Raw genomic sequence first — 23,012 nt, 5'->3', positions numbered from 1 at the left:
TTCACTCGCAACGGCTATCGCTACGAACTCGACGCGTCGGGCGTCGTGCGGCCTCCTGATCCGCGCGCTGCGCGTACCAGGAGTTCCGGACTTGACACCAACGCCTTGCGCCACGGAAGTACCCCGTCGATCTCGATCTGAATCGACAGGCTCAGCACGGTCCTAATAAGAACGATCATGCCTAGAACTGCGGCGTCTGTCAGCGACGGCGACGACGTCACCGTCTTCACCAGATCAGCGGCGACAAGGATCTCGAGGCCGAGAAGGATGACCGCGCCCATGGTCTCGCGCAGAGTACGAAACGCCGAACTACCGTCCCGCGTTCGACTCCATGCGCGCCCCGCGATCACGAATGCGAACACGAACCCGAGAACCATGGCGACAACACCGAGTACCTCGAACCATTCGGTGACCAGCTCGAAGAACCTGATTTTGTCCATGGTCATGATTCTCGAGGTAATGCACCGATAAGTCGAGGTGACACGACGGCGTCAGCTGAAGATCCGCTCGATGTCGTCGAGTCGCAGCTCGGTCGCGCGGGGAGAATAGCCCGAGCCCCACAGGCTGTCGTCGACGTAATGGACGTTCCCCGAGCGGACAGCGGGAAGACGCTCCCAGAGCGGGTTCATTGCCAACTGCGCGCGGACGTCCTGCTGGTCCTGGAATGCGCCCACGATGATCACGTCGCTGGTCACCTGATCGAGTTGCTCCGCTGTGAGTGTGCGCGTGAACTCCTCCGATGTAGCTCGTTCGCCGGGGAAACCGAGAGCGTCGAGAAGAGCGTCGACCTGGTTGTAGACGACACCGTTCTCGCCGGTGCGGAGGAGGGTCACCGACGGCAACGAACCGAGGGCGGAGAGTCGATCCTTGATTGTGAGGAGGCGCTCTTCCGTTCTCGCGTTCAATTCCGCAGCAGCGTCTTCGCGTCGGACCGCGACGCCCATCGAGGTGACCAACTTCTTCATCTCGGCCCACGTGAGGTACCCGTTGAAGCCGGCGAATACTGGAACACCGGTCGCGGAGAGTTCGTCGTAGGACTTTGCCGCATAAGCATTTCCGGCCGTCAGGAGCATGACGATCAGATCCGGCGACACGCCGATGATTGCTTCCTTGTTCCACGTTCCCGCCGTGCCGAGGTTCGGGATGTTCGCAGCCTCCGGCATCGTGCGCAACACCGCGTCACCGCTCACACCCTCGAGACCGAAGAAGCCGCCGACGATCTTCTCCGGCGGCACACCGAGGTCGAGCACCGTCGCCATGGCGCTGACATGGGCGATGACCATTCGCTGCGGATCCGAAGGGATCTCGACACTGCCCGTCTCGTCCTGCACCGTGACGAGACCGCCTGACTCCAAGCCATTTTCGTCACTGCTGCACGCTGCCAGCAAGGTCGCGGCCGCGGCACCGAGCCCGGCGCCGAGGAAACCCCTGCGCGTCAGCGCATCGACGATGCGTTTCCACTGCTCCTCTGTATCGAGTGCGGTGTTATCGAGTGCGGGCGCCAGGCAGATCGAGTTCGGCACAGTTCGGTCCATTCGTTCGAGCGGTCGAGAATCACCTCGATTGTGGCTATCGAACCGTCGAAACTGAACAGGATTTCGAGCCGACAACTATCGCTGTCCGGTCACACCTTCTTGACGACGCTCGACTTCAATTGCATCGGTCCGATGCCGTCGACCTTGCAGTCGATGTCGTGGTCACCAACACCCTGAACAAGGCGGATGTTGCGAACTTTCGTACCTGACTTGATGCCGGTCGGACTGCCCTTCACCTTGAGCGTCTTGACGACCGTCACCGTGTCGCCATCCGCAAGAATGTTGCCTACGGCATCTTTCACCACACCCAGGTCCTCGCCGGCACTATCGGTCGGCGCCCACTCGTGCGCGCAGGACGGGCAGACCATCAACGCGCCCATCTCGTAGGTGTATTCGCCGGCGCATTCAGGGCAAGGGGGCAAGGTGTCTTCCACGCGGTTCATCCTATCCACCAGGCACCCGATCCCCATTTTTGCATTTCATGAGGCATTCTTGGGCGAAATATTGCATTCGATGAAACTTTGCACTCTGTGCAATTATGGATGAAATGGGAACCGAAACTCTCGGATTGCGCGAACGAAAACGAATTGCGACGAGGCAGCTGATCGAGCACACCGCCGTCGAACTCGTTCTCGACCTGGGCTATGACGAAGTGACCGTCGAGAAAATCTGCGAAGCCTGCAATCTGTCGACCCGCACGTTCTTCAACTACTTCCCCACCAAGGACGCAGCGATCGGCGGGCTCATGCTCGTCGTGCCAAGTGAGACGACCATGCTCACGCTCATCGGCGAGCACCCGGACGATCCGCTGCGCGGCGCTCTCGCGGTATTCGAGGCGGCGATGCAAATCGTCGACGAGCGACCCGATCTGCTCGCGCATCGACGCGAATTGTTCGAGCGTCATCCCACGCTGTTGCAACAACATCTGGCCACCTTCCACGATCTTGAAGACACGCTCACCCGGATCCTCACGCGGGAGTTGTCGAACAGAACCGAGTATCGCCGCCTGCACTCGGACACAGCCGCTGCCGACGAAGCCACAGCAACGGTCATCACCGCAGGCGCCGCGATGCGTTACGTCTTCCGAAAATGGCAGAACAGTGAACGGGCAAGCCCCAGAACAGATTTGCTCGATCCGGCACTACTCCTGATGGCTCGAATACTGAGGTCCGAGAGCTGATCCACACTCTCGCACCCGCCGTCACTCAACTAAGGAACTACATGTCCACTCGAGAAGCTGCGACCGTCGAGCCCGACGGCACGCATACCGACACCGAGGCCTCGCCGGACAAACGGTCGATCATCCTCGTTTTTGTCGGGCTGATGATCACGATGCTTCTGGCTTCGCTCGACCAGATGATCTTCAGTACCGCTTTGCCCACCATCGTGGGCGAATTGAACGGCGTCAACCACATGGTCTGGGTGACGACGGCATACATCCTCGCCTCGACCGTCATGATGCCGGTGTACGGAAAACTCGGTGACCTGATCGGCCGCAAGGGCCTCTTCATCGGCGCCATCAGCATTTTCATCGTCGGTTCGGTGATCGGCGGTCTGTCCCACGACATGACCACACTCATCGCTGGTCGAGCCGTGCAGGGACTCGGCGGCGGCGGATTGATCCTGCTGTCCCAGGCGATCATCGCCGACGTCGTCCCCGCCAGGCAACGCGGCCGGTACATGGGTGCGATGGGCGGGGTGTTCGCACTGGCTTCGGTTGCCGGTCCCCTACTCGGCGGCTGGTTCACCGAGGGCATCGGTTGGCGTTGGGCCTTCTGGATCAACATCCCCCTAGGCCTACTCGCCATCGCGAGCGCGATGGCATTTCTGCACCTGCGGAAGCCGAACCTCGGCAAGCCTCGCATCGACTATCTGGGCATGGTTCTCGTCGCGACGGCAGCGACGTGTCTGATCCTGTTCACGACCTGGGGCGGAAACACCTACGCCTGGGGATCGGCCGTCATCATCGGGTTGATCGTCGGCTGCGTCGTGACGGCAGTGGCTTTTGTCTTCGTCGAAAAGCGTGCCGACGAACCGGTGATTCCGATGCACCTGTTCGCTCAGCGCAACTTCGTGTTGACCACCGTCGCCGGCCTGATCATCGGAATCGCCATGTTCGGTGCGCTCGCCTACCTGCCGACCTACATCCAAATGGTGACAGGCAAGAACGCCACCGAAGCTGGATTGATGATGATTCCCATGATGGCGGGCCTGCTCGTCGCCTCCATCGGGTCCGGCCAGCTGGTCAGCAAGACCGGCCGCTACAAGATCTTCCCCATCGTCGGAACATCCATCGTCGCTGTTGCTCTGGTCCTGCTCTCACGTCTGACGCCGTCGACCTCACTGCTGGTCTTCGGTTGCTACATCGCACTCATGGGTATCGGACTCGGCCTCGTCATGCAGATCTTGATCTTGATCGTGCAGAACACCTTCCCCGCGGCCGAAGTGGGAACGGCCACCGCGTCGAACAACTTCTTCCGCCAGATCGGTGCGTCGTTGGGCAGCGCGATCGTGGGCAGCCTGTTCGCCTCGCGTCTGACCAATCTCCTGGCCGAGCGACTCCCGGCGAATGGCGGCGCGGTCGGTGGTGACGAGAACTCCTTGACCCCGGGAATCCTCTGGAAGTTGCCGAGCCAGGTTCGCGAGATCATCGTCGGTGCATACAACGACGCGCTGGCGCCGATCTTCCTGTACCTCGTCCCCTTGGTCATCGCGGCGGTTGTCCTGTTGCTCTTCGTCAAGGAGAAGCCCCTCGCGACGACGATCGATCGCTCGGCGCCCCCGCTCGAGTAATTGACTATCGTGGCGTGATGTCGCACGCACCGAATACGCCCAGACGCACTCTCGCTGTTCTGGGCGTATTCGGCGTTGTGGTGGTCGTAGTTGTCGCCGGCGCACTGTGGTGGTTCGCGCGCGGCGACGACGCTCTTGCCGGCGAGAATCTCGATTCGTTCCCGGCCGTCGACCACAGCATTCTCAGCGCTCAGCAGAGTGCGCTACTGGGCGTCCTCGAGCAGGAGTGGGAGTCAGGGAGTCCCGGCACCAAATACGCCGAGGGTGTCGAAGAATCGTGGTGTGCCGATTTCGTGAGCTGGTCGATGAACCAGATCGGCACGCCGTTCTCGAACCCCAACTCAGGGTCGTGGCGCATCCCCGGGGTGTACACGCTGCAGGAGTATTACGAGTCCGTCGACGCGTTTGTCCCCTACGGTCGGGACTACCAACCCAAGGTCGGCGACACGATCCTGTACGGCGACTCGAGCCCCTTCGGCCAACACGTCAACGTCGTTCTGGTCAACGACGGCGGCACTCTGACGACCGTCGGCGGCAACGAGAACAACAAGGTCATGCTCCATCGCATCGTCCCGTCGGAAGTCCCGGGGATCGTCGGGTTCGGCGTCATCTGAGCCCGAGCCCCACCGTCGTTGCTTGATGGTTCTTGCGAAGTGCAGAGGTGAGGCTACAGATTCGGGGTTGCCGTTGGATGGCACTTGCTATCAACCAATATTCGGATAATTCCGTGTTTCCGTCATTGACAGATATTAAACATCTGTGAAGAAATTTCCCTGCCAACTAGATTCGTATCCAGCTGTCCCCCACCCAGAACAGGAATTCGATGCGCCCTGGTGAGCTCACCACTCTCGAGCAGATACAACTCATGGCCCGCGCGGCTGCTGCGCAGGCCATGAGTGCTCCGTCGATGCTCCGACTGCGGCTCGGCCGCTACCCCACTCGCACACCCGAGCTGCGCAAACGCCCACTCCCCGACACCAAGCTGTGCAGCGAAGCGCTCGATCACGCCAGAGGAACCCTCTCCCCCGCGGTCTTGAACCACAGCCTGCGCTGCTGGATCTGGGCCGACGCCTTCGCGCAGATCGATGCGATCGAGTACGACCCCGAAGACCTCTTCACTGCGTGCGCCCTTCACGATGTCGGACTGGGCGCAGAAGGATCGGCCGAGCACGGGTGTTTCACCTACATCAGTGCCGCAGACGCAGAAGAACTCGCGACCAGAGTGGGAACTTCGGAGAGGTCGGTACAGCGAATCGGCGAAGCGATCCGTCTGCACATGGATCTGACCGTCGACCGCGGCGAGGGCGCTGACGCCTACCTACTGCATGCCGCAGCGCATTTCGACGTTGCCGGTCGGCGTGCGCCCGAAATTCCGCGAGCAACTGTTGATGCAACAATCGCGGAGTACCCGCGAACAGGGTTCACCGACGAGTTCGCGCAGTCGATGCGGCGCGAGGTCGAGCTCCGTCCTCACTCTCGCGCGGCGACGCTCTGGAGATCGGGAATGGCCTTGCCGTTGCGTACCAATCCCCTGGATTGGAAGAGCCGGTAACTACGAAAAGTCCTCGAGCACTGCGGTTCGCGCCCCTCCGACGTTCCCGGTATTCACCACGCCAACGGGTTCGATCAACATCACCTCCGCTTCGTCCTCGGCGATCGGGCAATGTTCGACTCCGCGAGGTACCACGAACAATTCACCGGGCCCCAGTGGAACATCTCCGTTTCGGAGTTGGATTCGAATCTGCCCCTTCGTCACCAGGAACATTTCGTCGGTGTCGGTGTGGGAGTGCCAGACGAATTCACCTTTGATCTTGACGATCTTGATCTCGTAATCATTGAGGGCCGCAATCTTCTTGGGCGACCAGTGCTCGGTGAACTGACCGAACTTCTCGCGGAGCGATACCGCTGTTGCCGAACTGTTCATGTTGTTCCTCCCTCGGGCGCGCCACCACCGCGATGACGACCCCGCCACTCTTCGTCACCCGAGGCAGCTGCGTCTTGTACGTTTCTGACATGGATCCCCGCGGCGCACAGATCACCGCGTGGGCACCGGGCCTCGCGGGAATCACCGAGGTCTTCCATGCCGATTTCGTCGGACACGCCTATCCCAAACACACGCACGATCAGTGGTCTCTGATGCTCGTCGACCGCGGCACGATTGCATACGACCTCGATCATCGCGCTCATGGCGCGGCACCCGAGATCGTGACTCTGTTGCCGCCAGGCATCGCACACGACGGAGTTCCGGTCACCGAGGCCGGATTTCGTCAACGAATCCTTTACCTCGACACGTCAGTTCTCGGTGAGGTCCTCATAGGCCCGGCGGTGGACAGCCCCGAGATTCGAGACCCTCTGCTGCGCCATCGCATCGATCAACTGCACTCTGCACTCGGCCCGGACGGCGAATCACTCGAGGCCGAAAGTCGCCTGGGGTTCCTCGCTGAAAGATTGAACGAGATCCTCACACCGGCCACAGGTCGATCCCTTCACACGCCGACCGTTGACGAACGCGTTGCCGATCAACTTCGGGACCTGCTCGATGCGCGACTCACAACGGGAATCACGATGCGGGAAGCGTCGAACATCCTGCAGCGGAAGCCCACGTATCTGATCAAGAACTTCGCGAAGCATTTCGGGCTTCCGCCTCACAAGTACGTGACGGGACGTCGAATCGATCTGGCGCGACGCGCAATCCTCGCCGGGCGCGAATTGGCGGACGTGGCCGTCGACGTCGGATTCCACGATCAATCCCACCTGTCGCGGCACTTCGTCAAGCATGTCGGGGCGCCGCCCGGTAAATACGCACTGAACGTGGTCGGCTGAGCGCGCTAGTCGAAGCACCTGGCACCGGTTTCGTCGAGCAGACACTGACTCCGATCAGCTGGAGTCTGTGTCCACTGAATGAAAACGGTGTCAGGTCCCAACGATCAAGCAGCCGTCTCGAGGTCGACCAGGAGGAAGTCCTCGCGCCGCGGCCCGTATTCACGATCGGTCAGCTGATACGAGCGCAACGCACGAGGTGCACGGGCCAACTCGTAGAACCGCTCGGAGCCAGGCACGAATTGCCTCGTAGCCCAACCCCAGTTCGGGCCGTGCGGAAACTTCGGGTCGGGCAGCATGTTGGACTCCATCGACATGAGCCGCAGGCGCCGAACTACCCCGGTCGTGGCGGCATCTGCGCCGAAGTCTATCCACGCCTGACGCGCGTTTGGGTCGTCACGAGGAGTTCCGGCAAGTAGGTGCAATGCACCCGCGACTTCGGCAACCGCCCACCGGCGCGGGTTGTCGACATTCCAGGAGAGTCCCCACCGGACGGTCTCCCCCAATTCTGGAGGAACAAACCACCGAAAACGCAGACCGTCGACGATGACCGGGGTGATCATCGCGTCGAGGTTCGCCGACGCACCGACCATTCGACCGGCTCGACCGCATCGTCGAGCCCGAGAACCACGCGAGCTGCATTGCGCCCTTGATCGAACAGGGACTGGCGAACCGTTGTCAGGCCGGCGTCCGATGCGGCTGTTGTGTCGTCCCATCCGACGACTGCGACATCGTCGGGCAGCGCGAGGCCGAGTTCACGGATCGCGTCCAAAACCCCCAGAGCCAGTTCGTCACTCATCGCCAAGATGACATCGGGCCTTCGGCTCTCGGGAACGTCGAGCAGGGACCGAGCCATCCGCGCACCCTCGCTCCGCTCGTTGACGGTGACCACCCCCACCCGCACCGAGGACCAATCGAGGCCCGCATCGCGGACGGCGCGCTCGTAGCCCTCGAGCCGATGGCGGGACACCGGAAAGAACGCTTCACCTGGATCCACGTCCATCCGAATTTCGGACCGACGCTCACGATCCCACGGAAGGCTGATCACCGCGGGCCGCTGCGCCCCCGACAACCCGACTGCCGCGATCGCAACGGCGCCGGCAACATCGTCCATCCCGACGAGATCCACACCCTCGTGCAACGGACCACCCTGGATGCATGCGGGTTTTCCGGTGCCGACAATCGCGTCGAGGATGGGATCGTCGAAGACGGTGGTCCAGACGACAAAACCGTCTACTGCCGCGTCGCGAACTCTGTCGACGTCTCCCGGTTTCCCCGAGTTCGGCAGCATCATCAGCCCGGCGTTCGCATCCAGACACGCTTCGGCGACTCCCGAGAGGAATCGCCGAGCTACTGCGTCTTCGAAGGCGTACGTCAGCTTCTCGCTGAAGACGACCGCGATGTTGTTGAATTTCCCGCTCCGCAAGGACTGCGCCGCCCGGTTCGGGCCCGCGTACTCGAGCTCTTCGGCGGCGGCGAACACCTTGGCCCGCGTTGATTCAGACACGCGCTCGGGCTGCGCGAAGGAGTACGACACCGACATCACCGACACGCCTGCGGCCTTGGCGACGTCGGCCATCGTCGGACGACTCGAACGCTGCGCACGTATGGCCATGAGCCTCAGCATAGCGAGTGCAAAATATCCATTGCGCAGGTGTGTATCGATACATGTATCGTTACACAACATGACTGCTCGACTGCCGAAGGCAACCGCGCTACGGCTGATGACACTGGCCGGAGCAGCCTTCGCCTACGTGACGGCCGAAATGCTCCCCGTCGGACTGCTCAGCGAAATCTCGACGGACCTCGACGTCACCGAAGGGCGTGTCGGCCTACTGCTGACCTTCTACGCATACGGTGTCGCGGTCTTGACGCTTCCGCTGATCGGAGCGGTCAGAACCTGGCCGCGACGACGCGTCGTCGTTCTGACGGTGGCCACCCTCGCGGTGTCGCAACTGGTCGCAGCATTGGCCGTCAACTATCCGATGCTGGTGATCGGACGATTGCTCTGCGCTGCGACGCACGGAGTGTTCTGGGCTGTCGTTGCACCGGTCGCAGCCACTCTGGTTCCGCGCGGACAACAGGGCAAGGCAATCGCGATGGTGTATGCCGGTACGTCTCTTGCATTTGTTCTCGGAGGTCCCCTGTCTTCGGCGATCGGCCAGTCCTGGGGTTGGCGGACCGCGTCGGCGGCAATCGGTGTGGTGGCAGTGGGCATTGCTTTCTCACTGCATCGTGCGTTGCCAGAAATGCCGGTCGATCAACACCATCGGAGTAAGCGAGACAAACCGAAGCCGACACCGGCGATGAAACGGGCGCTCGCCGTCATCTGCGCGGCAACGCTGTTTGCCGCTCTGGGGCAATTCGCTTCGTACACGTTCTTCACACTTCTGGTGGAGGAAAGCCTCGGCTCGTCCGGTGGCATCCGTACCGCGATGCTTCTGGTCTACGGCGCCGCCGGCGCCGTCGGAGTGTGGGTCGCCGGCAAGTACTACGACCGCCGACCGCGTCTCTTCACGCTCATCTCGATCGCGACAGTGGCAGGCGCGCTGGCCATGTTCTGGCTCTTGGCGCCGTCGATGGGAGCGTTCGCAGTTGTCGCCACGATCTTGTGGGGTGCGGCGTTCACCACCGTTCCGATCTGCCTCCAGTCCTCGGTTCTGCGCGCCGTTCCGATCGGGACCGACCGTGCCTCGGCCATCTACGTCGTCGTGTTCCAGATCGCGATTGCAACGGGCGCTCTGCTCGGTGCGGCCGTCGTCGACAGTGGCGGGCTCTCACATCTGGCGGGCATCGGGGTCGCTCTGATGATCGCTTCGTTGGCGATAGTCGGGTTCGGCCGACGCACGTTTCCCCAGGAACCGGAACGGTCTACTCACTCCCCCACCGACGCGCCGGCCGGACTCTCGTCGTAGATCAGGGTGTATCGCCAGAACAGTCGTCTCCTGATCCGGCTACCTGGCAGACACAACGCGGCCGCGCGCCGGACGTCAGCCATCGACTCCCCCGGTTCCGCGGTGGGAGCCGTCATCGCCTTCAGCGGCTCGGAGGCAACCCGTCGATGCTTGACGACGCCGACGACGGGATTGCACACGGTCGCCAACACCGACAGGAGTGCGTCGGTGGGTGTGGTCGACCGATAACACCCGACCACGACGAGCCGCCCGCCCGGTTCGAGCAGGCTACTCAGCTGCTTCATCGATTCTTCGAGTGGAAGATGATGCAACGCTGCGACGACTGTGATCGCGTCGTACTTCGCCTCGGATGCAAAGTCCTCGATCCGCTGCGCGTCGATGATCACGTTCTCGTCGTCGACAAACCTTGCGCGCACGGCGGCCGAGGTTGTCAGGTCGGGTTCCACACCGACCACCACGTCGAACCGCCGACGCAAGAGGTCGATCAGATTGCCGGTCCCGCTCCCCACGTCGAGAGCGCGACCGGACCTGACCCCGCGCAGATTACGTAGAACCCACCGGCCGTAGTGATCGTTGTGACTCCACGGATGGCGTCGATTGAAACCGTCCAAGCGAGCAATCACACCCATACCCGACGGTATCAATCCGAGCCCGCACACCGGCCGTCACAACCGCGGGTCGACCGGCTCCGATTCGAGAGCCAGCACCGCGAACACGGCCTGGTGCGCTCGCCGCAAAGGTTCACGGTCGACGAGCCTGGATACCGCCTCCATGCCGAGCGCGTACTCGCGCAGCGCCATCGACTGCTTGTGTCCGAGGTTGCGGTTACGCAATCTCGCAAGCGTCGACGGTTCGAGGTAGTCGGCACCGTAGATCAATCGCAGGTACTCCCGGCCGCGGACCTTGATCCCCGGCTGAACCTTCGCGTTGTACCCCCGCGGTCCGTGAATCTGATTCGCCAGCGGTTTGACGACCATCCCCTCACCACCGTCGCCGGTGAGCGACTCCCACCACTTCGTCGCTTCGAACACCGAGTCCTCGGAACCGAGATCGACCACCAGGCGACGTGTAGTGGTAAATCGACTCGGGTCGGCCGCGGCCAGGCGGTCCGAAATACCGAGGTGCCATTCGTGATCCCGTTCCCCGTACGACTGGCCCTCGGCCGCCAGAATCTGGAACGGCGCGATGGTGACGCCGTCCAGTCCGTTCGTCGGCCACACGTACCGTCGGTACGCCTCGCCGAAGCGCTCGATACTGGCGGCCCGAACAGTTGTCTGTTCGAACATCTCCGCCACGTCCAGGCCCCGCGACCCGGCCCGCGCCAGCACGGCCTCGCGAGCTGTGAGGTCTGATCGCCCGGCCGCCGCGACCGACGCGTACTGCGAGCGCAGCAGACCTTCCGCTTTGACGTTCCACGGCAACAGTTCGCAGTCGAGGAGCAGCCAGTCGGTGCCCAGCTCTTCCCACAACCCAGCGGAGGTGACTGCGGCGGCGATGTCGTCGATCAACTGCTGAGTCAGGTCGTCGTCGAAGAACTGGCGGCCGGTGCGGGTGTGCACCATCCCGGTGAGCGCATCCGGTGCGTCGAAGCGGGACTGAGCAACCGATCGATCACGGCACACGAGCACCACTGCCCGCGAACCCATGTGCTTCTCTTCGCAGATCACTGTTCCGATTCCGCCGGCCCGGTATGCGTCGAACGCGGTCGACGGGTGTTCCAGATAGTCATCGGATTGGGCGCTCGCGCAGGGCGCCATGGTCGGCGGTAGGTACCGCAGCCATTGCGGCGCGACCGCGAATCGGCTCATCACTTCCAAGGCGCCGGCAGCGTTGTCGGTGCGAACGGACACTCGACCGCGCAGTTCGGTGTCGACGCCGGTCGTTTCGAGGACGTCGGCGAGATCGAGCACATCTGGATCACGAGTCGGCGGTGCCAGCGGTACCACCGGCTCGTACCAAACCTGCTCCGCCGGGACCGACACGATCTCTCGTTCCGGGTATCGAAGGGCGGTGAGGGATCCACCGAAGACGCACCCGGTGTCGAGGCACGCGGTGTTGTTGATCCATTCCACCTCGTGCACCGGCGTGTGACCGTAGAGGACCGTCGCTGATCCTCGGTAGTCCTGCGCCCACGGGTATCGAACGGGTAAGCCGAATTCGTCCGTCTCACCGGTAGTTTCACCGTAGAGCGCAAAGCTCCGGACTCGACCGGATGCCCTGTTGTGGTAGTCCTCCTTGAGACCGGCGTGCGCGACAACGAGTTTGCCGTCGTCCAGGACGAGGTGCGCGACGAGGCCGTCACAGAAGTCGACGACGCTTTCGCGGAACTCCGCCGACTCGGTGGCCATCTGCTCGAGGGTCTCGGCGAGTCCGTGACTGGCCGTGACCTTCTTACCGCGCAAGGCCTTGACGAGTTTGTTCTCGTGGTTACCCGGAACCGCTATCGCATGTCCCGCCGCGACCATCCCCATGACCAGACGCAGCACACCGACCGAATCCGGTCCTCGATCCACGTAGTCACCGAGGAAGACGGCAGTTCGCCCTTCCGGCGGCACCGCATCGACAGCTCTGCCATCGGTCCCGTAGTCGACGGTGTAGCCGAGTTTCACGAGGAGCGTCTCGAGCTCGCTTCGACATCCGTGGATGTCACCGATGACGTCGAACGGACCACGCTCGACACGCAGATCGCTGCGGAGCGGGTGGCGCAAGAATGTGGCTTCGGAAACCGCGTCCTCACCTCTGAGTATGTGAACCGAACGGAAACCTTCCTTGCCCAACCCGCGAAGCGAGCGAGTCAGCTGTTGGTGCTGGCGGCGAATGACGTCGCGTCCGAACGTCCGATCAGAGCATGCGTCGTTGCGCGCAGAACAGACCGATTCCGGAATATCGAGCACGACTGCCACCGGCAGTATGTCGTGCTCGCGAGCCAACGCAACGAGTCGCTTGCGCGCGGCGGGCTGGACGTTGGTCGCGTCGACCACCGTGAGGCGTCCGCGTCGCAAACGCTTGGCCGCGACGAACTCCAGCACTTCGAAAGCATCGGACGTCGACTCCTGTGAGTTCGGATCATCACTGACCCACCCTCTGAATGTGTCACTCGAGAGAGTTTCGAACTCACCGAAGTGGCGCGCCGCGAAGGTCGACTTTCCCGAGCCACTGACGCCGATGAGTACTACCAGGGCGAGATCTGGAATCTCGTACACCGTCATGACGTTCGTGCCTCCTTCGTGAAGATTGCCATCTGTGTCGGTCCGCCAAGGACCGGATCAATTGCTCCGACAAATTCGAACTCCACGCAATAGCCGTGGACTCGGGCCGTTTCGGTTGCCCAGTCGCGGAATTGGGTCCGTGAGAACTCGAACCGGTGATCCGGGTGCCTGAACTCTCCCTCTGCCAACGCCGGATACAGCACGTTGTAGTCGGCATTCGGAGTAGTCAGCAGCACATACTGCGGTGCTGCGTCCACGAAGACCGATCTGACCAGCGCCGGCAGGCGCGCCGTGTCGACATGCTCGACCACCTCCATCAGCACGGCTGCGTCGAAGCCTTTCAAGCGTGCGTCGCGGTACGTCGCGGACGACTGCATCAAAGACACACGATCACGTTGGGCGTCGGACATTTCGGTGAACTTCAATCTGCGTTGCGCCCGTGTCAGTTCGCGCGCGCTCACATCGACGCCGACAAGTTTGTCGAATTGAGCGTGCGGCATCAGCGCCTCGATCAGTTTGCCTTCGCCGCAACCGATGTCGACAATCGTTCTGACGTGCAGTCGCTGAAGCGTCGCCAAAACTGCGTCGACGCGAAGCCGTGCCAGCGGCGGATCCGGTCGCGGTAGTTCGATCTGCGCCTCTGCTTGGTCGGGAATCAGTCGATCGACCACCGATTCGACCAGGTCGCGTCGACGCGCCAGGTAGCGGGACATGATCAGCGCGGAATCCGGATGCGACGCCAACCACTCTCCAGCGACGCGGATCAACTTGTCTGCCTCGTCGGGTCCCACCCAGTAGTGCTTCACGTCGTCGAGGACCGGCAACAGCACGTAGAGGTGCCGAAGGGCACTCTGCACCGTGTGTTCCCCGGTGAGCGTCAACGACACGAAGTCGGAGTTTCCCCACGTCGGCAGGTGCGGATCAAGCTGCACCGGTATCGCGGTCACATCCCAGCCCAGCGGCTCGAACAACCGACGAGGCAATTCCGCATCGCCGCCACACGGAACCACCGGAATCGAGACGGTCAACGCGAGTTCGGTTCCGACGAGTTCCGGGTGCGACTTGCACGTTCCCGTCAACGCGGTGCCAAACAGCTTCGACAGAGCAACCGAGAGTATGGACGACGCCGCATACGGCCGATCGTTGACATACTCACCCAGCGAAAAGTTGTCGCCACTCTTGCCGCGTCGATACCTACTCTGCACAAGTTCGATGGGGTCGACGTCCACAATCACTGCCACCGTGGTCTTTTCGGCCGAGGCCTCCGGGTACAGAACCGTGGCGGTGCCGATCGCCAAGTCGAAGCTTTGCACGCGGTCGGGATGTTTGTGCAGCAGGTAGCTCAACGCGGTCGCATCAGGAGTCTGCGGGGTCGGGGTGGACGTCAGTGTGAGTAGCACCAGGCGAATGTAGCCCGGCAAACGTCCGGGGCGCCTCCGATTTACGCGCCCGCGGCCGTCAGAACAAAGTGAGAGCTGCTCCCGCACCCACCAGTTCCCGGGGCGCCTCACGCGGCTCACTGCCAGCTGCACTGACGTCTCGATGCTCCGAACGACCACCCAACCCATGGCGCTCGACCAATGGCTCGACACGGCTTGCGAGCCAACGCTTGTATTCGGGAGTGACATACGCGCCCCGCCCGTACAGCTCGCGGTAGCGACGGATGAGCGCCGGATGTTCCTGAGCAAGCCAATTCATGAACCAACCCCGAGTACTCCCCCGCAGGTGCATCGGGAAGACCGTCACACTCGTCGCACCGGCTTCGGACAGTGCCTCGAACAGCCCGTCGAGATGACTGGTGGAATCGGTGAGGAACGGAATGACCGGCGCCACCATGACATTGCACGAGAATCCCGCGTCGGTGATGGCGCGGATCATCTCGAGACGCGCCCGCGGCGACGGGGTACCAGGCTCGATCTGCTTCTGAAGTGCAGCGTCGTTGATCGCCAACGACACACCGATTCCGACGTCGACCTGCGCCGCCGCCATTTTCAACAGCGGCAGGTCCCGTCGGAGCAAAGTTCCCTTCGTCAGGATCGAGAAGGGAGTTCCGGATTCGGTCAACGCGCGAATAATGCCGGGCATCAAGCGGTATCGGCCCTCCGCTCGCTGATAGGGATCGGTGTTGGTACCCAGTGCCACCGCCTCCCGCTTCCAGGACTTTCGCGCCAACTCTTTGCGGAGCACCGCGGCAATGTTCGTCTTCACGACCACTTGGGAGTCGAAATCCGCGCCCGCGTCGAGGTCGAGATACTCGTGACTCGGTCTCGCGAAACAATATCGGCATGCGTGCGAGCAACCACGAAAAGCGTTGACGGTGAAGCTGAACGGCAACGTCGACTCTTCGGGCATCTTGTTGAGCGCGCTCTTGCAGAGCACCTCGTGAAACGTGATTCCCTCGAACTCGGGAGTCTGCACGGAGCGAACCAACCCGGCTCGTTCGAGTCCGGGTAGCGCTCCGTCATCTGCATCCAATGCCTGACCCGACCACCTCATGACCCCAAGTCGAACACTTGTTCTAAGGTATGTCAAGATGGAGCGAATACCCGACCGTGCCTCACCACGGCCGGGAAGTTGTTGGCAGAATTCGGTGCATGTCGAACAGAATCAATATTTCGTCCGGTTCCGAATGGGAACCCAAGATCGGTTACTCCCGTGCCGTGCACATCGGTAACCAGATCGCAGTCTCCGGCACCACCGCTCCTGGTGAGACCCTCACAGATCAGACCCGCGCAGCGCTCGAAACTATCAAGGCAGCACTTGCCGAGGCCGGCGCCTCGCTCGACGACGTCATCCGCACTCGCATGTACCTGCGCGACATGACGCAGTGGGAGCAGGCCGCTCTCGCGCACGGTGAAGTGTTCGGCGAGATTCGTCCCGCCACGACGATCCTCGAGGTCAGCTCGCTGATCGACCCCGCTCTGCTCATCGAGATCGAGGCCGACGCGGTTCTCAGCTGATCGCCAATCCGGACATTTGTGAAATGGGCGCCTAGTCTGAGCCGATGAAACCGATGCGGCTGTATCCGTTGACGCTCGCGCTCGGCATCACCGCCGCTTTCCTCTCGCCCGGTTCTGCACTCGCAGAACCGGGCGAGAGTCTTTCGACGGCTTGCGGCAGCCAGTTGAGCAATGCCGAGGTGGGCCGGATTGCCGAACTCAGCGACGTCACGACCCTGAACGGTGCCGGACTGCCTCGGCTCGAGACCGCTGTCGAACGTCATCGTGAGATCACGTCGATCCTCGTCTCCCACCACGATTGGCGAGGCCTGTTCTCCGTCGGCCTCGACGCTGTCGAGCACGAGGCGGTGATGCCGCTGCAGCGAGACCCCGCGGCCTTCGCCGATGACGAGTGGGCCCATTCGGTCAGCTACGAATTGCTGCGAAGGTACCTGGTGAACGTCCATGCGGAGTTCACCGGCACTCCCACAGATCCGGCGTGGAACAACTACTTCACCCTGACGCGTCAGTGCGATGCCAGTCCGGCACGAGTCGCCATGGCCGGCTACAACGCGCATCTCACCGTCGACCTCGCTCACGCCGTCTCCACGTCCGGAACCACTGCGGAGGATGTCCCCGATTTTTACAAGATCGTCGATTCCATTGCCGTCAAGGGTGGTTCGATCGTGACCCTCACCAAGGCCGAGTACGACGCCGATCTGGGGCCGCTCTGGCGGTTCTACTTCGTCGGCGAAGGACTCGACCGATTGGCCGGAAACTCGCAGCCCTCGGAATTGTTGCTCCGCGCCGCCGACAGCGGATACAACACCATCACGCTGGCCAACGGATTCGCCCTCCAGAATCCGCAGACACGTCCGGGCGCAGAACAGGAGATCGACGCGCTCTGGCGTACTACAGATTCCGCTCTCGACGTACTCTCGCGACTCGGTGGTCTCTGACATCTCACCCTCCGCTGCCTGAACCGGACACACCTGCGACAATGACCCCATGACGGGGCACTCGACGGGGCAAGGCATGCAGAGTCCCGCCATGCGCCGGGTGCGAGACCTGTTGCGCGGGCCCGCAATTGTCTGCGATCGCCGGGCAACCATCCGCGAGGCCGCGAAGTTGATGACCGATGCGGGCCGCCGCGCTGTTGTGATCCCGACGGAGACAAACGGTTTCGGAATCTTCACCGAAGGTGACCTACGTGCTCGTGTGGTAGTCGGTGGTATCGACAGCAATCAGCCGGTATCAACGGTGATGACGCCGTCAGCAGTGACAGTCGATCCGGATCGATTGGGCGCCGACGCCGTGACCGACATGCTCGAGTACGGATTGCGCCATCTCCCGGTCGTGACCGAGGCAGGCGCACTGATGGGCGTGCTCGAACTCAGCGACCTCCTGACTTCGGCCACCAATCAGGGTTTCGAACTGCGCGCAGCGCTCGCCACAGCACAGGATGACGCCCACCTCGTCGAAACAGCCCGCGCGGTCCCTGTTCTGGTGACGGAATTGGTGGCGTCACGGGTCTCTCCGCTCGACATCGGCGCGACGCTGGCCGTGCTGATCGACGTAACAGTCAGGCGAGCCATAGAATTGGTGGTGGGCGGAGACGAGCGACCGGATTTCGCGTGGCTGTCGCTCGGCAGCGTCGCCAGGCGTGAAGCGCTCCCCTCTTCGGATATCGACAGTGCGCTGGTGTGGGGCGGCGAATCTCATCACGAGGGAGCCGACGCCGCGAAGACCATCCACGACATCCTCGATCTCTGCGGGTTCCCTCGCGACACCAAGAACGCCGTCGCGACCCAGGCCAGGTTCGCTCGGACGCTCCCACAATGGCGCACTGCGCTGCGGAAATGGGTATCCAATCCGTACCAGGACCAGGCCCTGGTCATGTTGTCGATGCTGGCGGATGCCCGTGTCGTCGCGGGCGATCCGGCGTTGGATCCTCGCCCTGCGGCGTTGGATCAACTGCGATTGCACCCGGCCGTCATGCGACTGCTCCTTCGCGAAGCCGTCGGAGACAAGGCAAAGCTCCATTCGTTCAAGGACGTGATGACGCGTCGGACCGGAACCGTCGACCTCAAAGCCAGCGCCGTCCAACCGATCGTGAACATCGCTCGTTGGGCGGGGATTTCCGTGGGCGCCCGCACGAGTTCGACACTCGAACGCCTCAAGGCTGCAGCGGGAAGCGGTTTCCTACTCGACGACGACGCCCAGGTACTGATCGAATCTTTCGAGGTGTTGCAGCAGATTCGTGTCCGCCACCAGACCGATCAGTTCGCGGCAGGTCGGCCACCGACCGACGAAGTCGTGATCTCCGAACTCACTCCGCTCTCGCGGAGCTTGCTGAGCAATGCAGTGCGCGAGGTCGCAGGTGTGCAACGACGACTCGAATATGCCGCGTCCGCGTCGGCGCTACCCGACATCGATCCGTGAATCGCACTGCGCTCGAACAGGTTCTGGCGGCGGAGCGCCTCGAAGGCTGGGATCCGAGCGATGAACAGATCGCGGAACTCGAGGCCGTGATGATCGGGATGCTTTCTCGGCGTGAGTATTTCGAGCAGGAATTGGCGCGAGCCGTCGGCCTCTCGTCTGCGATTCCCCCGCGGATCCGCTGGCGAAGATCAGCGCCGTACGTCTATCGCGGTACATCGGTGCTCGCGAACAATTTCGACGTACGAGATCCCGCCGCACTGCAATCACTCGAGTTCGCGGCGACCGCGCTTCGTCTGGGTGAGGCGCATCTCGGCAGCGACGTCGTACCGCACACGCGAGACACAGCCGAACTTCTCCTACTTCACCAGCACGTTTTCCAAGATCTGTACCAGTGGGCCGGACACATCAGAACCGTCGACATCAGGAAAGGTGCGGCAACGTTTGCTCCGGTCTCGGCGATTCGGAACTACCTGTCCGAGGTCGAAGAGATCATCGCCGCCGTCGATTGGGTAGCACTCGATCACGGCGCTGCGTCGTTCGCGCTCGCATCGGTGTACTCGACGCTCAATCATGCCCACCCGTTTCGGGAAGGAAACGGGCGAACCGGAACCCTCTTCCTGCACCGACTCGCCGCCGACACCCGGTATCAGCTCGACTTGTCGCGGGTGAGCAGAACCGAGTGGGTATCCGCGTCGAGGGATTCTGCGCCTTTCCGGCCCACCGGAACCCCGTCGCCTCGCCCGTTCATCGATCTGTTCAATCGCGCGCTGACTCGCTGACGCAGACATCTGCTGCCCGTTCCAGGCGGACTGAACACCGCTACTGCTGAGTGAGCACCGCTTCCGACACTCTGGAAGCGGTGCTCACTCTAAGACGACTGTGCTCACTCGACCATCAACCGGGCAGCGCGAACTCCCCTGCGTCGGACCAGCGCTGACGCTCGGCCCCGAACGCGACGGACTGCATCGCGCGGAACTCCTCGATCGAGCGCGAGTTCGACGCGAGGAACTCCTGATGCTCGGCCAGCGAGAAGCTGCCGTCCTCGATCTCGACGCCCCCGCCGCGGCCGGCGGCGGTGTCCGCGCGCAGATCCATCAACTCTTCCGGCTCGACGGGGTACCAGGAGATCCGGTCGAAGAATCGCAGCAACCACGGAGTGCCCTCCTCGAACGGCCCGGACTTCGCGGGGTGGCGGTGATTCCACACCTGCGTCGTACGTCCGACGAACTGGTACCCGCCCGGGCCTTCCATGCCGTAGATGCAGAGGTACGCCCCACCGATCCCGACGGCATTTTCCGGGGTCCAGGTGCGGGCAGGGTTGTACTTGGTCGTGACCAGACGATGACGCGGATCGAGCGGCGTCGCGACCGGCGCTCCGAGGTAGACGTCACCCAGTCCGAGCACCATGTAGTCGGCGCCGAAGACGGTGTCGAACACGTCGTTCACGGATTCGAGACCGTTCATCCGGCGGATGAACTCGATGTTCCACGGGCACCACGGCGCGTCGGCGCGAACCCCGTGCATGTACCGCTGGATCGCTTCGCGCGTTGCCGGGTCGTCCCACGACAGTGGCATCCGCACAGTGCGACTTGGCACAACGAGTTCGTTGGCCGCCGGCAAGGTGTCCTCCGCCTCGGCGAGCATTCCCATCAGCTTGCGGACGGGCAGCACGTCCGGGTCGACGCGGACCTGCAGGCTGCGGATTCCCGGGGTGAGATCGAGTAGTCCGGCCGGCTTCTCGGCTTCGAGTCGCTGATGCAGTGCATGAGCACGCGCACGTAACGCCAGGTCGAGATTCATGTCGCCGTATTCGACCAACACGTTGTCATCGCCTGAGCGCCGGTACGTGACCGCGGTGTCGCCGTCACGGCGGGCTATGACGCCGTCGTCGCCGTCACCACCGGAGGAATGAACAACCGAATTGGACGCTCGACGCGATACTCCGAGGTCACGCCGGGAGGCTGCCCGTTCGGCGCGGACCGGCACGAAGCGAATCTTGTTCCCGGGAGCCAACTGTCCGAGCTTCCAGCGATCAGCGGACACCACTGTGATCGGGCAGACGAAGCCGCCGAGGCTCGGTCCGTCTGGTCCGAGGAGGATGGGCGTGTCGCCGGTGAAGTCGAGTGCACCGATCGAATACGCGTTGTCGTGGATGTTCGAAGGGTGAAGTCCCGCTTCGCCGCCGGTGGTTCTGGCCCAGTCAGGTTTCGGACCTATCAACCGGACACCGGTGCGGTCGGAGTTGAAGTGGACCTCGTACTCGGTCGCGTACAGCGTGTCGATGTCGGAGCGGGTGAAGAACTCCGGCGCCCCGTGCGGGCCCTCGGTCACCGCAAGTTCCCAGCACGTGTGTATCGCCGGAACATGCTCGGCGGGAACAGCTCCCGCGACCCCGGTCGCCTGTCCGAGTTTGAGAACGTCTCCTGCCCGCAGAGTCCTACCTTCGTGTCCCCCGAACCTGCCCAGGGTGAAGGTCGACGCACTGCCGAGATAGTCGTCGGTCTCGATTCCGCCCTGTACGAGTACGTAGATGCGCAGGCCCGGGCCGCTGACCGCTCCGACGTCGAGCACCGATCCAGCGGGGACGAAAACTGGTCGCCACTGACCGTGTACGACGCCGTCGACGGTCACCGACACCGGGGCACCCGTGATGCAGACCGTGGTGTCTTCGTCGAACGTCATGGCAGGTCCGGCCATCGCGCATTCGATGCCGGGGGCGCCTTCGGGGTTTCCGAGTGCGGTGTTTCCCAACCGAAACGACAGGTCGTCCATCGGGCCCGATGGTGGAACTCCGATCTGCCAGTATCCGACGCGTCCTGGATAGTCCTGAACCGTCGTCAGCATTCCGGGACGCACGATGGTCAGTTTTGCGTTCATTCGTCTGCTCCCGGCCGTGTGACGATCATGCGGACGGCCGTGGGATCGAAGCCGTTGCACGGGTTGTTGATCTGCGGGCAGTTGGACACGAGGACGAGCACGTCACGTTCGGCACGCAACGCGAGCCGCTTGCCTGGTGCCGACAGTCCGTCGACGATTCCGAGTGTGCCGTCGGGGTCGACCGGGACGTTCATGAAGAAGTTGATGTTGGACACCAGGTCCCGCTTACCGAGCCCCCATTTTGCGCCCTCGACTAGGAAGTTCTCGACGCACGCGTGCTGATGGTTGGTGTGGTGGCCGTATCGCAGGGTGTTCGATTCCTGTGAGCACGCGCCGCCGACGGTGTCGTGGTTTCCGACCTCGTCTGCGACCAGGGTCATGAGTGGAGTTCCGTCGTCACTGCGGAGCACGGAGCCTGTGGACAGAAACAGGTTCTTCTGGGCTGTGACCGTCGCTGCTGCCGAGTACCGAACGCTGTGATCATCACCGGCGTAGACGAGGGTGTCGACGGCTTGATTTCCGTGTAGATCGACGATGGTCAGAACGTCACCGGCACGGACAACTGCGGACCACGGCCCGAATGCGTCAGCAATCTCGTCGAGGATCACCGTTCCGGGAACGAGGGCGGGGACATCCAAGGTGGTGGTCATGCGATCTCCTCCAGGTTCGAAGCCGTCCAGGCATCTTCGGTATTGAGCACTGCGCGTTGGTATTCCGGCCCGAGATCGTCAAGGCCGCCGAGTTCGTCGGCCGCGTTCCACGCGAGCACTTCGAGGGACGTGGTGGGAAACTGCGGCGCCGGATCGAGTGGGTGCGCGGTGTTGGCGATCATCACGATGACGGGCAGGTGGATCAGAAGGTCGACTGTTGCGCCCGAGCCGGCGGACCCCGTACTGGTGAGAGCGCCGTCCGCCTCGACGCGGACACCATGGAAGAAGGACAACGGCGGCGCAATGTCCTGCGGCCCGAGCCCGTTTTTCGCGGCAGCGACGGTGAACAGTTCACGACCGGCGGGTGAGGCACTGTGCAGCGAACCCTGCCCGTACTTCGCCTCGTTGGTGGCGCGTGACGTCGTTCCGCAGAACGCGTCGTGGTGACCCGACGTGTCTGCGACCACGGTCGCAAGTACTCGCCCCTGATCGGAGAGCAACGGGTGCCCGACGCCGAGATAGGCCTGCCATGGCACCTTGACGGTATCGGCGACGTTGAGACGCTCCCAGGGGGCGTCGGCGCGATAGAGCAAGATGTTTGCGCAGGCGCTGCCAGCGATGTCGCGAAGTCGCAATCGGGTTCCACGTGCGAGAACCTTGGTCGTGTACCGCCCACCCGGCACGGTCTCAGCCCAGGTCAGACGTTCGGGCGCGACGTCTTCGGGTGGGTTCGGCCAACGCGTTGCCGGCAATACGGGCATGGAATCGGTGATCGTTCCAGCTTGGGACCGGGCATGCTCGCGCGCTCCGGCGGTGGTCTGAGTACTCATGG

General features: G+C 62.7%; 23 protein-coding genes. 10 read left to right on the top strand and 13 right to left on the bottom strand.

Annotation, left to right across the window (positions count from 1 at the left end):
- Window positions 1-20 precede the first annotated feature (20 nt).
- The 3 genes from ACBG85_RS13925 to ACBG85_RS13915 form a co-directional block, all read right to left on the bottom strand.
- Window positions 21-440, bottom strand: coding sequence for a DUF1622 domain-containing protein (locus tag ACBG85_RS13925; RefSeq protein WP_007728052.1), 420 nt, complete (start codon window positions 438-440; stop codon window positions 21-23).
- Window positions 441-491: 51 nt separating this feature from the next.
- On the bottom strand, window positions 492-1,523 hold the full coding sequence (locus ACBG85_RS13920; RefSeq protein WP_233272426.1) for an ABC transporter substrate-binding protein: 1,032 nt from the start codon (window positions 1,521-1,523) through the stop codon (window positions 492-494).
- A gap of 101 nt (window positions 1,524-1,624) precedes the next feature.
- Window positions 1,625-1,978 (bottom strand): zinc ribbon domain-containing protein YjdM, encoded by a 354-nt coding sequence (locus tag ACBG85_RS13915; RefSeq protein ID WP_164490578.1) that lies wholly within the window; start codon window positions 1,976-1,978, stop codon window positions 1,625-1,627.
- A 104-nt stretch (window positions 1,979-2,082) separates the two neighbouring features.
- Here ACBG85_RS13915 and ACBG85_RS13910 point away from each other — a divergent pair, with 104 nt between their 5' ends.
- The 4 genes from ACBG85_RS13910 (at window position 2,083) to ACBG85_RS13895 (ending at window position 5,880) form a co-directional block, all read left to right on the top strand.
- Window positions 2,083-2,715 carry a TetR/AcrR family transcriptional regulator gene (locus ACBG85_RS13910; RefSeq protein WP_003944787.1) on the top strand — a complete coding sequence of 211 codons (633 nt, stop codon included), beginning with the start codon at window positions 2,083-2,085 and terminating at the stop codon, window positions 2,713-2,715.
- A gap of 41 nt (window positions 2,716-2,756) precedes the next feature.
- On the top strand, window positions 2,757-4,328 hold the full coding sequence (locus ACBG85_RS13905; protein WP_003944867.1) for an MDR family MFS transporter: 1,572 nt from the start codon (window positions 2,757-2,759) through the stop codon (window positions 4,326-4,328).
- A gap of 14 nt (window positions 4,329-4,342) precedes the next feature.
- On the top strand, window positions 4,343-4,942 hold the full coding sequence (locus ACBG85_RS13900) for a CHAP domain-containing protein (RefSeq protein ID WP_064444570.1): 600 nt from the start codon (window positions 4,343-4,345) through the stop codon (window positions 4,940-4,942).
- Window positions 4,943-5,151: 209 nt separating this feature from the next.
- Window positions 5,152-5,880 (top strand): HD domain-containing protein, encoded by a 729-nt coding sequence (locus tag ACBG85_RS13895; RefSeq protein ID WP_047270374.1) that lies wholly within the window; start codon window positions 5,152-5,154, stop codon window positions 5,878-5,880.
- Here ACBG85_RS13895 and ACBG85_RS13890 read toward each other — a convergent pair whose 3' ends face one another.
- Complete coding sequence (locus ACBG85_RS13890) at window positions 5,881-6,252, bottom strand: cupin domain-containing protein (RefSeq protein WP_003945018.1); 372 nt, start codon at window positions 6,250-6,252, stop codon at window positions 5,881-5,883.
- Window positions 6,253-6,341: 89 nt separating this feature from the next.
- On the opposite strand from ACBG85_RS13890, the gene ACBG85_RS13885 reads away from it, so the two are divergent.
- Window positions 6,342-7,151, top strand: coding sequence for a helix-turn-helix domain-containing protein (locus ACBG85_RS13885; RefSeq protein ID WP_372027790.1), 810 nt, complete (start codon window positions 6,342-6,344; stop codon window positions 7,149-7,151).
- A gap of 104 nt (window positions 7,152-7,255) precedes the next feature.
- Here ACBG85_RS13885 and ACBG85_RS13880 read toward each other — a convergent pair whose 3' ends face one another.
- Together ACBG85_RS13880 and ACBG85_RS13875 are read right to left on the bottom strand one after the other, a co-directional pair.
- Entirely contained in the window at window positions 7,256-7,711 is a 456-nt protein-coding gene (locus tag ACBG85_RS13880) for a hypothetical protein (protein ID WP_372027789.1), read from the bottom strand.
- On the bottom strand, window positions 7,708-8,763 hold the full coding sequence (locus tag ACBG85_RS13875) for a LacI family DNA-binding transcriptional regulator (protein ID WP_230793240.1): 1,056 nt from the start codon (window positions 8,761-8,763) through the stop codon (window positions 7,708-7,710). Before ACBG85_RS13875 ends, ACBG85_RS13880 begins: the two co-directional genes overlap by 4 nt.
- Window positions 8,764-8,833: 70 nt before the next feature.
- Here ACBG85_RS13875 and ACBG85_RS13870 point away from each other — a divergent pair, with 70 nt between their 5' ends.
- Window positions 8,834-10,063 (top strand): MFS transporter, encoded by a 1,230-nt coding sequence (locus ACBG85_RS13870; RefSeq protein ID WP_372027787.1) that lies wholly within the window; start codon window positions 8,834-8,836, stop codon window positions 10,061-10,063.
- Here the strand turns inward: ACBG85_RS13870 and ACBG85_RS13865 are convergent.
- Genes ACBG85_RS13865 through ACBG85_RS13850 form a run of 4 tightly spaced genes read right to left on the bottom strand, consistent with a single transcriptional unit; the run spans window position 10,024 to window position 15,768 of the window.
- The gene (locus ACBG85_RS13865; RefSeq protein ID WP_372027786.1) at window positions 10,024-10,692 is read right to left on the bottom strand and encodes a class I SAM-dependent methyltransferase; all 669 of its coding nucleotides are present in this window, start codon (window positions 10,690-10,692) and stop codon (window positions 10,024-10,026) included. The two genes, ACBG85_RS13870 and ACBG85_RS13865, sit on opposite strands and share 40 nt — an antisense overlap.
- 36 nt (window positions 10,693-10,728) lie before the next feature.
- Complete coding sequence (locus ACBG85_RS13860; protein WP_372027784.1) at window positions 10,729-13,272, bottom strand: polynucleotide kinase-phosphatase; 2,544 nt, start codon at window positions 13,270-13,272, stop codon at window positions 10,729-10,731.
- Entirely contained in the window at window positions 13,269-14,672 is a 1,404-nt protein-coding gene (locus tag ACBG85_RS13855; RefSeq protein ID WP_371714546.1) for a 3' terminal RNA ribose 2'-O-methyltransferase Hen1, read from the bottom strand. The genes ACBG85_RS13860 and ACBG85_RS13855 overlap by 4 nt, the downstream gene beginning before the upstream one ends.
- A gap of 58 nt (window positions 14,673-14,730) precedes the next feature.
- Window positions 14,731-15,768, bottom strand: a complete 1,038-nt coding sequence (locus ACBG85_RS13850; protein ID WP_003944842.1) for an Rv2578c family radical SAM protein — start codon at window positions 15,766-15,768, stop codon at window positions 14,731-14,733.
- A 98-nt stretch (window positions 15,769-15,866) separates the two neighbouring features.
- Here ACBG85_RS13850 and ACBG85_RS13845 point away from each other — a divergent pair, with 98 nt between their 5' ends.
- Genes ACBG85_RS13845 through ACBG85_RS13830 form a run of 4 tightly spaced genes read left to right on the top strand, consistent with a single transcriptional unit; the run spans window position 15,867 to window position 19,432 of the window.
- Window positions 15,867-16,232, top strand: coding sequence for a RidA family protein (locus tag ACBG85_RS13845; protein ID WP_372027782.1), 366 nt, complete (start codon window positions 15,867-15,869; stop codon window positions 16,230-16,232).
- A gap of 53 nt (window positions 16,233-16,285) precedes the next feature.
- Window positions 16,286-17,170 (top strand): DUF5995 family protein, encoded by an 885-nt coding sequence (locus ACBG85_RS13840; RefSeq protein WP_372027854.1) that lies wholly within the window; start codon window positions 16,286-16,288, stop codon window positions 17,168-17,170.
- Window positions 17,171-17,219: 49 nt separating this feature from the next.
- Window positions 17,220-18,653, top strand: coding sequence for a putative nucleotidyltransferase substrate binding domain-containing protein (locus tag ACBG85_RS13835; protein ID WP_372027781.1), 1,434 nt, complete (start codon window positions 17,220-17,222; stop codon window positions 18,651-18,653).
- Window positions 18,650-19,432, top strand: coding sequence for a Fic/DOC family protein (locus ACBG85_RS13830; protein WP_372027780.1), 783 nt, complete (start codon window positions 18,650-18,652; stop codon window positions 19,430-19,432). The genes ACBG85_RS13835 and ACBG85_RS13830 overlap by 4 nt, the downstream gene beginning before the upstream one ends.
- 115 nt (window positions 19,433-19,547) lie before the next feature.
- On the opposite strand, the gene ACBG85_RS13825 is transcribed toward ACBG85_RS13830, so the two are convergent.
- Genes ACBG85_RS13825 through ACBG85_RS13815 form a run of 3 tightly spaced genes read right to left on the bottom strand, consistent with a single transcriptional unit; the run spans window position 19,548 to window position 23,010 of the window.
- Window positions 19,548-21,530 (bottom strand): 5-oxoprolinase/urea amidolyase family protein, encoded by a 1,983-nt coding sequence (locus tag ACBG85_RS13825; protein ID WP_372027779.1) that lies wholly within the window; start codon window positions 21,528-21,530, stop codon window positions 19,548-19,550.
- Window positions 21,527-22,180, bottom strand: a complete 654-nt coding sequence (locus ACBG85_RS13820; protein WP_372027778.1) for an urea amidolyase associated protein UAAP2 — start codon at window positions 22,178-22,180, stop codon at window positions 21,527-21,529. Before ACBG85_RS13820 ends, ACBG85_RS13825 begins: the two co-directional genes overlap by 4 nt.
- Window positions 22,177-23,010, bottom strand: coding sequence for an urea amidolyase associated protein UAAP1 (locus tag ACBG85_RS13815; RefSeq protein ID WP_064075360.1), 834 nt, complete (start codon window positions 23,008-23,010; stop codon window positions 22,177-22,179). Before ACBG85_RS13815 ends, ACBG85_RS13820 begins: the two co-directional genes overlap by 4 nt.
- Window positions 23,011-23,012: the final 2 nt, after the last annotated feature.

This window comes from Rhodococcus sp. NyZ502 (genome assembly GCF_041464245.1).
GTDB lineage: Bacteria > Actinomycetota > Actinomycetes > Mycobacteriales > Mycobacteriaceae > Rhodococcus_F > Rhodococcus_F qingshengii.
Note: the sequence above shows the minus strand (reverse complement) of the source record. Positions and strands in the feature narration are given on the sequence as shown.